Below are 8442 nucleotides of genomic sequence, written 5' to 3'. Positions count from 1 at the left end.
TTCTCGAGACGCAAGCAGTTCCGCAGGGTCGCTACGCGCTTCGAAAAAACCGCCGAAAACTACCTCGCAGTCGTCACTATCGCAGCAATCGTCCTATGGATCAGATAACTGTCCACACTTCCTAGCGGATATCGGAGGACGAAAGCCCTCCGCAGCCGATCTTAAAACACCAGCGACCGATGCAGCTGCGCGCCGGCCCAGGCGCCATCGCCGACGGCGAGCGACACCGAATGCGGTATGCGCGCGGCGTCGCCACAGGCAAATGCGCCTGATACCGTGGTTTCCTTCATAGCGTCGGTCCGGATCTGCATGCCGAAAGGCGTTTCCTCCAGCATGCAGCCGAGCCGTTCGGCAACCGGGCTCGAGGGCGACACGCGCGAGGCGGTGAAGAGCCCGGCAAACCGCAGCAGGCTTCCGTCAGCGAGCCGCACGTCTGCATCTCCCTCGATCCCTGCGATCGGCGTTTCCTCGATCGCCACGCCGCGTGTGGCGAGATCGGTGCGCTGTGCTTCATCCGGAGCAAAAGTGCCGTTAAGGAAGAGTGTGACCTCGCCCCATTCCGGCAGCAACTGCGCCTGATGCAGCGACATCGGCCCGGTGGCGATGCAGCCGATGCGGCCCTGATTAAGCTCGTAGCCGTGGCAGTAGGGGCAATGGAAAACGCTCCGGCCCCAACGTTCGCCAAGGCCCTCGATCTCAGGCAATGCATCGGAGACGCCGGTTGCGAAGAGAAGTCGCCGGCCGTCATGGCGTACGCCATCTGCCGTGATCACGACAAAGGCATCCTTCTCGCCCTCGGCCTGTTCGGCAGTCCCCTCGATCCAAGTCAAAGTCGGATAGGCGGAAAGCTGCGCGCGTGCCTTGCGGGCAATCTCGCCGGGGTTGACGCCATCCTGGCCGAGAAAGCCGTGGGAGGTGTCGGCGAAGCGATTGCGGCGCTTGCCGCCGTCGATGACAAGCACCTTGCGGCGGGCACGGAGAAGCTGGAGGGCGGCCGCCATTCCGGCGTAGCTGCCCCCGATGACGATGACGTCATGGCTCATGACAGGGTCCTTTCTGTGCGCCACTGCGCATGACGCCGCGCAAATTCGCCGGCGAGATCAGCAAGCGTGACATTTTCGAAGCGCCGGAGCAGCAAGGCCTCGGCTTCCGCGAAGGCGTCGTCGAGCACGGAATTGACCGATTGCTCGACGAGGCATTCTGGCGTTTCGTTGCGATTGCCGATGGCGAATACCGCCGGCTCGCCGAGCGCCTCGTGCAGCTGGCGGAGCGTGACGGTTTTGAGATCAGCCGCGATCGTCCAGCCGCCGGTATGTCCCTTAGCGGATTTGACGATACCTACCTCGCGCAGCAGCCCCATGGTACGCCGCACGACGACGGGATTGGTGTGCATGCATTGCGCCAGGGTTTCGGATGTCAGCGGTCCATCCTGCTCGGCCATATGGAGAAGAGCATGGAGAACGGAAGAAAGTCGGCTGTCTCTTTTCATGTAACTTCAATTATTACGATTCGGCGCGACATTCAAGAGCGGTCTCGTGCTGACGAGGCGAGAACCTCGATTAAGCCCGCTCCTTGAAACGAACCTCGCGCGCTGAAGCGCAAATCTTGATCTCATCGCCCAGCGACCATTCCGCCGCTCGCGCGGCCAAAGCCGCAGGCACGCCCTGCGACCCCGGGCCGGCGGGAACGTCATAGGTGGCGTGCGCATCATGCGGCAGCAGCACGCCATAGCCGCGCTCAAGCGCTCCCCGCGCCGTCGCGGCAACGCACATCTCCGAAAGCACGCCGCAGATCACCAGATCCTTCACGCCAAAGGCGGTCAAAATGGCATTAAGATCGGTGCCGTCGAAACCATCATCCTCCGTCTTCCTGATGACCACCTCGCCGGACAGGGGCGGAAAATGGAGTTTCCATCCGGGTTGAAGCGGCTCATCCACCGCACCCGTCGGACCATCGTTCTGCAGGAAAATCACCGGTGCCCATGCCGATCGCGCCTTGTCCAACAGGATCTCGACCACCGACCTCAGCATGGCATGGCCAGGAACCGCGTTCGGGCCTTGCACGAATGCATTCTGCACATCGACGACGAGCAGGGCATCGGCCAGTGAATGGTGATCGGAAATCTCATGCTGTTCTTCTTCCATCGATCCATCAGGTCCCGCCATGAAACAAGCTCCGAAGCATATGGGTGCGCACCGGGCAACCCGGCAATATGAGACTGCCTCAGAAAGAGGCTTTGACGATCATCTCGGCGCCGAGCACCAGAAGGCACATCAAGAACCAACGGCGGAAGGTAACCGGGCTGACGCGATTGCGGATGATCTGGCCGGCCCACATGCCGGCAAGCGCTGGGACGATCGCCAGGGCAGACAGCGCGAGATTGTCGATGCGGAAGGCGCCATGCCAGGCGAGCGCGCCGGCCAGCGCCACCGTGGAGACGGTGAAGGAAAGGCCGAGCGCCTGCACCAGCTCCTCCTTCTCCAATCCCAGCGCCTGAAGATAGGGCACCGCCGGCACGACGAAGACGCCGGTCGCGCCGGTCAGCAAGCCGGTGAGCAAGCCGATGATCGGCGACAGCAGCGGCTCCAGCGTCGCGTGCACATAAAGCTGGCGGGCGAGAAGCGCGTGGCCGGCATAGACGAGGAGTGCTGCACCCAGCCCAGCCGTCGTCACGCGCGTGTCCCCCGCGGCAAGCAAATATGAGCCGGCGAATGTTCCCGCGATCACGAACAAGACCAGGAGGAAGAAGCGACGGGCAAGCGCGCCAAAGCTCGGGCCTGCCAGCAGCTGCCAGACATTGGTGACGAAGGATGGGACGATCAGCAGGCTGGCGGCGATAAGCGGCGAGATCAGCGCGCCCAGCACGCCCATCGCCACGGTCGGCAGCCCCATGCCGGTGACGCCCTTGACCATGCCGGCGATGAAGAAGGTCGCGAAGATCGCCGCGACGAGCCATATCGAATGATCCATCATGCCCTTTCACTAGCAGACGCGAGGTCGGGCACAATGCGGATGATGCGAAGAGAGGCTTCGGCTATGCCGAAGGCTGGAGATGCGATATTCTTTGCTCCATGCGCTTCGACCTGACCGACCTTCGCCTGTTCCTCGCCGTCGTCGATGCCGGCAGCATCACCCATGGGGCGGCCGATGTCGGGCTTTCGCCGCCGGCCGCCAGCGAGCGGCTGCGCGACATGGAGGCGAACGGCGGCGTGCAGCTTCTGGAACGTGGCCGGCGCGGCATTCGTCCGACGCCGGCGGGAGAGGCGCTGGCGCATCATGCGCGACTGATCCAGCGGCAGCTGGCGCAGATGCGCGGCGAACTCGGCGAACATGCGAGCGGCATCAGGGCAACGATCCGGCTTCTCGCCAACACCGCGGCGATCGCCGAGTACCTGCCACCGCGCCTTGCTGACTGGATGGCAAAACATCCGCGAACGGATATCGATCTCAAGGAGCGCCAGAGCATCGAGATCGCACGCGCCGTTTCGGCGGGGCTTACCGAAATCGGCATTCTCTCCAGCGCCGTCGACACGTCAGGCCCAATATTGCGGCCCTTTGCGATCGATCGTCTGGTGGTGGTGATGCCTCGCGACCATGCGCTGGCGGCGGCAAAGCAGATCACTTTCGCGGAGATCCTGCACGAGCATTTCATCGGGCTTGCCGGCGGCGCGCTGCAGGATCATATCGACGCGCAAGCCGCCCGGCTCGGCGCCCGGCTGAAAATGCGCGTGGGGATGCGGACGTTCGAGAGCATCTGCGACATGGCTGGTCAGGGCATCGGCCTTGGCATCATACCTGAAACGGCGGCGCGCCGCTGCAGATCCGCAAAAACAGCGATCTTGCGCCTCACCGACGGCTGGGCCACGCGCCGGCTTTCGGTCTGCGCCCGTTCCCTCGAAGACCTGCCGGCACCGGCCCGCGATCTTTTCGAGCATCTGGCAGCGATATGACCACTGCCTGTTGAAAAAACGAGTTGGGATGGACTAGTCTCGCCACTTGGCTGCCTGGAGGAGGCGGCGCGATGGGAGGTGGATATGGAATTTCACGACGACGAGCTTCACCGCTTCCAAGCCGAGGGGGCTGCGCCCCTGCCGCAAGCCGAGGCGGAAAGCCATGTCGATCATGACGGCGCGCGCATATGGTATGCCTCCTATGGCAGCGGCGCTCCGGTGATCCTCCTGCATGGCGGGCTCGGAAACAGCGGCAATTGGGGCTATCAGGTGCCGGCACTAATCGATGCCGGTCGTCAGGTTGTCGTCGTCGACAGCCGAGGCCATGGCCGCAGTACGCGCGACGAGCGGCCCTATAGCTACGAGCTGATGGCCTTAGACGCTCTCGCCGTCATGGACAGGCTGAAGATCGAGAAAGCGGCCATTGCCGGCTGGAGCGACGGCGCCTGCACGGGCATGATCCTTGGGCGAAGCCATCCGGAGCGCGTTTCCGGCGTCTTCTTCTTTGCCTGCAACATGGACCCGAGCGGCACCAAGGAATTCGTGGCGACGCCCACCATCGAGCGCTGCTTCTCCCGTCATACGGAGGATTACGCCGCCCTGTCGGCCACGCCTGACACGTTCGATGCCTTCGTCAAGGCGGTCGGCCTGATGCAGCGGACGGAGCCGAACTACACAATCGCCGATCTCGCCGAGATCGACGTGTCCGTCGCCATCGTGCACAGCGAGCATGACGAATTCATCAAGCGGGAACACGCCGATTATCTCGTGCGGCACATCCCGGGCGCGAAATTGATCCTCCTGCCCGGCGTCAGCCATTTCGCGCCGTTGCAGCGACCGGCGCAGTTCAACGCCGCCCTGATCGGCTTTCTTTCCGAACTTCCGGCCTGACATCGGATTCAGTTGCGCACGTCCGATTGTTGGAATAAATGATGGCCATCATCTTATTCGAACTCCCGAGACCGAATCGCCGCTGACAGGCCCTTCCGCCCCGGGGAGCAATTTTCGCTCCAGGCAGGAGAATTTTATGACAGCTACTTTGTTTTCGCCGCTTTTCGTCGGCCCGTATGAGCTGGCGCATCGCATCGTCATGGCGCCGCTCACCCGCATGCGGTCGAGCCAGCCGGGCAATACGCCCTCGGCTTTGAATGCCGAATATTATGCCCAACGTGCCAGCGAGGGCGGCCTGATCATTTCCGAAGGTTCGCAGATTTCCCGCGCCGGACAGGGCATGCCGGCAACACCCGGCATCCACACGGCCGAGCAGATCGCCGGCTGGAAGGTGGTGACGGATGCGGTTCATGGCAAGGGCGGCAAGATCTTCCTGCAGCTCTGGCATGTTGGCCGTATCTCCCATTCCTCCCACCAGCCTGATGGTGCTCCGCCGATCGCCCCATCCGCCATCGCCGCCAAGGGTGAGGCTTTTACCGCTACGTTCGAGCGCGTGCCCTTCGAGACGCCGCAGGCGATCGACATCGATCTTATGCCGCTCCTGATCGACGTCTACGCCCAGGCGGCCGCCAATGCCAAGCAGGCCGGCTTCGACGGCGTAGAGATTCACGGCGCAAACGGCTATCTGATCGAGCAATTCCTGCAGGCCCGCACGAACCAGCGCACCGACCAATATGGCGGCTTGATCGAGAACCGCACGCGGCTGCTGCTGGAAGTGGTCGAAGCGGTTTCCGATGTCTGGGGCTCGGATCGCGTCGGCGTCCGCCTCTCGCCTTTCGGTATTGCCAATGACAGCGGTGAGGACGATCCCTTACGTCTCTACGGGCATGTCATTCGCGAACTGGACCGACTCAATCTTGCCTATCTGCATCTGATCGAGCCGCGCGCCAGCGGTGCCGGCCAGGCCGAGGTCGATCATAAGAACGTGCCCTCTGCCGCGGAACTGTTCAGGCCGGCATGGTCCGGCACGCTGATCGCCGCTGGCAATTTCCGGCCGGACACGGCCGAAGCCACGCTTGCCGCCGGCCATGCCGACGCCATCGCTTTCGGCCGTCTCTTCATCGCCAATCCCGATCTGCCGGAGCGCATTCGCCAGGGTGCGCCTCTCAACCCCTATCATCGCTCCACTTTCTATGGCGGTGGCGCCGAGGGTTACACCGACTATCCGACGCTCGATGCCAGGGAGGCGGCCGAATGAGCACGCCAAGCGCCGTGATTGTCGGAGTCGGAGCCGAACAGGGTTTGGGAGCGGCGCTGTGCCGGCTGCTTGCCGACAAGGGCTACCATGTGTTCATTGCCGGCCGGACGGCGGCGAAGATCGATCAGGTCGCCGCCGCCATCCTGGCATCCGGCGGCAGCGCCGAGGCGATCGAAACCGACGCAACAGATGAAGCCGCCGTCATCCGGCTCTTCGAACATGCCTTCGCGTCGCGTGGCGACATTGCGCCGCCCGATCTGGTTGTCTTCAATGCCGGCATCAATCGCCAGATCGCCTTTCGTGCCACCACCGCAGCGCAATTCGAGGAATTCTGGCGTGTCTGCTGCTTCGGTGGCTTCCTTGTGGGGCGCGAGGCGGCGCGTCATTTGGCGCCCCTCGGTCGCGGCACGGTGATCTTCACCGGCGCTTCTGCCAGCCTGCGCGGCAAGGCAGGTTTTGCGCAATTCGCCGCCGCAAAGGCGGGTCTTCGAATGATCAGCCAGAGCATGGCGAGGGAATTCGGACCGCTCGGGCTTCATGTCGCTCACACCATCATCGATGGCGGCATAGATGGCGAGCGGCTGCGCTCACGCCGGCCGGACGTGGATGCCGACGGGTTGCTGAACATCGATGCCATTGCCGAGAGCTACTGGCACATTCATCGCCAGCATCCTTCGGCCTGGACCCAGGAACTCGATCTGCGTCCCTACAAGGAAAGCTTCTGAGGCCGGTATTGGAGCAACTCATGCGCTGCCCCTAGAGCGGATTCAGATTTTAGGTCGAACAGACCTAAAATCATCCGGCCCTAGCAATTCCGCGATAGGGCCTTGGCGATGGCAAGGAACTTTGGCTCTTCATCACAGGTGCGAGGCCGGATTTCGGCTTCGTCCTCCGTGTCCGATGTTTCGTTCGGAATCGTGAAGGACCACGCCGACGGACGATCCCGGCGACGGCGGAAACGTTCTGCCAACCGGCCCAAAATACCTTTGCCGCAAGCGCCGCCATTGTCCGCAGGCGAAGGCCGATCGACGGCATTCGGATTGCAGGGATCACCCCATCGATCATGATAGAGATCCTTGAAAAGATAGTTGTCCAACATCGGCTCATCTCTCTATTTTGAATCGATTCAGTTTCGGCTCGTACCCCTTTTTGAATCGGTTCAATCATATGCCTCAAAGATCCGTCGTCAAGCAGAATTGAACCGATACAACTTCATTGCTAGTATCCTTCGGAAACTCATGGAGGATTTCATTGGTCAAGGGCACCATCAGGCTCGCGGATGTCGCAAAGGCGGCGGGGGTTTCGCAGGGAACCGCCTCCAATGTTTTCAACCGGCCCGAGGTGGTGCGCGAGGAAGTGCGCGAGCATGTGCTCGAGACGGCCAAACGGCTCGGCTATGCCGGCCCGAGCCTGACCGGACGATTGCTGCGGGCCGGAAAGGTCAATGCCATCGGCGTCGCCGCCGTCGAGCCACTGGCCTATTTCTTCGACGATCCCTGGGCTAGGGCACTCCTGGCGGCCGTGTCCCAGGTCTGCGATGCCAGCGGTACGGGCCTGGCGCTGGTCTCGGCCAAGGACCGGCAGAAGCTGGACTGGAACATCAAGAGCGCTCTGGTCGACGGCTTCATCCTGCTCTGCGTGGAAGGCGGCGAAAAGCTGGTTCAGTTGACACGCGAACGGCAATTGCCCTTCATCGCTCTCGCCTTGAATGATGAGGACGGGTCGATCCCCTCGATCAGCGTCGACAATCTGGCAGGTGCGGCCGTCGCCGCCCGGCATCTGGCGGAATTGGGCCACAGGCGTTTCGGCGTGCTCGCGACTGAACTCTCGGACGATCATGTCGGGCCGGTCGGTGTCGCCGACATCGAGCGGGCAATCTATTCCACCTCGCGCGATCGAGCGCTCGGCTATTGGCGGGCGCTCGAAGTGTTCGGGATAAGTCGTGAGGACGTGCCGATCTATGAGACGCTCAACGACAAGCCAAGCGTCGAAGCCGGGCTCGACTACCTGTTTTCCGCGCCCGAGCCGCCGACGGCGATCCTTGCCATGTCCGACAATATCGCGCTTCTGGCGATCAACTGGCTGCGCGCAAAAGGCCTTTCGGTTCCGCAGGACATTTCCGTCATCGGCTTCGATGGCGTGCCGGAAGGCGGCATGGTGGAGCCTGGCCTGACGACGATGGCCCAGCCCTTTGCCGAGATCGCACAGCGCGCGGTAGGGGCCGTCCTCCACGATGCCGTGCCGGCCGAGCGCGAGATGATCGACGTCATACTGGTCGTGCGCGGCAGCACCGCCACGCCGAAGCGATAGGCTCGCTGCCGGCAAAGCCTGAGGGATTCAGGG

At 62.8% G+C, this 8442-nt stretch carries 9 protein-coding genes and 1 pseudogene; 6 read left to right on the top strand and 4 right to left on the bottom strand.

Features of this window, described 5'->3' with window-relative positions; genetic code table 11:
• Nucleotides 1-108: pseudogene (locus HGP12_RS31355) on the top strand (IS5/IS1182 family transposase); the annotation flags it as partial.
• A 53-nt stretch (nucleotides 109-161) separates the two neighbouring features.
• Here the strand turns inward: HGP12_RS31355 and HGP12_RS31350 are convergent.
• The 4 genes from HGP12_RS31350 to HGP12_RS31335 form a co-directional block, all read right to left on the bottom strand.
• Nucleotides 162-1043 (bottom strand): NAD(P)/FAD-dependent oxidoreductase, encoded by an 882-nt coding sequence (locus HGP12_RS31350; protein WP_168843770.1) that lies wholly within the window; start codon nucleotides 1041-1043, stop codon nucleotides 162-164.
• Nucleotides 1040-1489, bottom strand: coding sequence for an RrF2 family transcriptional regulator (locus tag HGP12_RS31345; RefSeq protein ID WP_168843771.1), 450 nt, complete (start codon nucleotides 1487-1489; stop codon nucleotides 1040-1042). The genes HGP12_RS31350 and HGP12_RS31345 overlap by 4 nt, the downstream gene beginning before the upstream one ends.
• A 70-nt stretch (nucleotides 1490-1559) precedes the next feature.
• Nucleotides 1560-2165 carry an isochorismatase family protein gene (locus HGP12_RS31340; protein ID WP_246703610.1) on the bottom strand — a complete coding sequence of 202 codons (606 nt, stop codon included), beginning with the start codon at nucleotides 2163-2165 and terminating at the stop codon, nucleotides 1560-1562.
• A 58-nt stretch (nucleotides 2166-2223) separates the two neighbouring features.
• A complete protein-coding gene (locus tag HGP12_RS31335; RefSeq protein ID WP_168843772.1) occupies nucleotides 2224-2973 on the bottom strand; it encodes a sulfite exporter TauE/SafE family protein in 750 nt (249 codons plus the stop codon).
• Nucleotides 2974-3071: 98 nt separating this feature from the next.
• On the opposite strand from HGP12_RS31335, the gene HGP12_RS31330 reads away from it, so the two are divergent.
• The 5 genes from HGP12_RS31330 to HGP12_RS31310 all read left to right on the top strand — a co-directional run bounded on the left by HGP12_RS31330 (nucleotide 3072) and on the right by HGP12_RS31310 (nucleotide 8409).
• Nucleotides 3072-3950 (top strand): LysR family transcriptional regulator, encoded by an 879-nt coding sequence (locus tag HGP12_RS31330; RefSeq protein ID WP_168843773.1) that lies wholly within the window; start codon nucleotides 3072-3074, stop codon nucleotides 3948-3950.
• A gap of 84 nt (nucleotides 3951-4034) precedes the next feature.
• Nucleotides 4035-4841 carry an alpha/beta fold hydrolase gene (locus tag HGP12_RS31325; RefSeq protein ID WP_168843774.1) on the top strand — a complete coding sequence of 269 codons (807 nt, stop codon included), beginning with the start codon at nucleotides 4035-4037 and terminating at the stop codon, nucleotides 4839-4841.
• A gap of 136 nt (nucleotides 4842-4977) precedes the next feature.
• Nucleotides 4978-6099, top strand: a complete 1122-nt coding sequence (locus HGP12_RS31320) for an alkene reductase (protein WP_168843775.1) — start codon at nucleotides 4978-4980, stop codon at nucleotides 6097-6099.
• Nucleotides 6096-6824: an SDR family NAD(P)-dependent oxidoreductase gene (locus HGP12_RS31315; protein WP_168843776.1), complete on the top strand. Its 729-nt coding sequence runs from the start codon at nucleotides 6096-6098 to the stop codon at nucleotides 6822-6824. Before HGP12_RS31320 ends, HGP12_RS31315 begins: the two co-directional genes overlap by 4 nt.
• Nucleotides 6825-7350: 526 nt before the next feature.
• The gene (locus HGP12_RS31310) at nucleotides 7351-8409 is read left to right on the top strand and encodes a LacI family DNA-binding transcriptional regulator (RefSeq protein WP_168843777.1); all 1059 of its coding nucleotides are present in this window, start codon (nucleotides 7351-7353) and stop codon (nucleotides 8407-8409) included.
• The last annotated feature ends 33 nt before the right edge of the window (nucleotides 8410-8442 follow it).

It is taken from the genome of Rhizobium sp. P28RR-XV, from assembly GCF_012641385.1.
GTDB lineage: Bacteria > Pseudomonadota > Alphaproteobacteria > Rhizobiales > Rhizobiaceae > Rhizobium.
This window is presented reverse-complemented; position numbering and strand designations above follow the sequence as displayed.